The 446-nt window shown below is 45.7% G+C and carries 1 pseudogene; it reads left to right on the forward strand.

Annotated elements, in window-relative coordinates:
* Window positions 1-27: 27 nt before the first annotated feature.
* Window positions 28-446 (forward strand): annotated as a pseudogene (locus J1781_RS26300) (hypothetical protein); the annotation flags it as partial.

A 446-nucleotide genomic window follows, 5' to 3' on the forward strand; every position in this document is an offset into this window, starting at 1 on the left:
TTATCACACCAACTACGATTTTTGCAAATGATGACACCCCAACATACCCAAACTTCTGAGACAGTCGATGCGGCTAGCACCGATGCCCAATGCCTTTCTCCCAATCTCTCTACTAGCCCTCAACCGAGTGATGAAAACCCTGATTCATCCCCGCACTATCGCGCCATTCAAACTTTTATGAAGCGCAAAACCCATGTGGGCAAAAAGGCAGAAGCTGGGTTACAGTCAGACTTTGCCCATTTTTTTGTCCAGCCCAATTTGGATGCAATTCAAGCAATGGATATCGGTGGTATAACCAATTTGCGTGAGCTATTTTCAAACCCTGATGCGCCTTTGACATTTGAAATTGGCTTTGGTATGGGCACAAGCTTGGTGGAAATGGCAAAAAATGACCCAACACGAAACTTTGTCGGCATTGAAGTGCATGAGGCAGGACTGGGTAATTG

Origin of the sequence: Rahnella perminowiae, assembly GCF_019049695.1 — a bacterium.
In the GTDB taxonomy this organism is placed as follows: domain Bacteria; phylum Pseudomonadota; class Gammaproteobacteria; order Enterobacterales; family Enterobacteriaceae; genus Rahnella; species Rahnella perminowiae.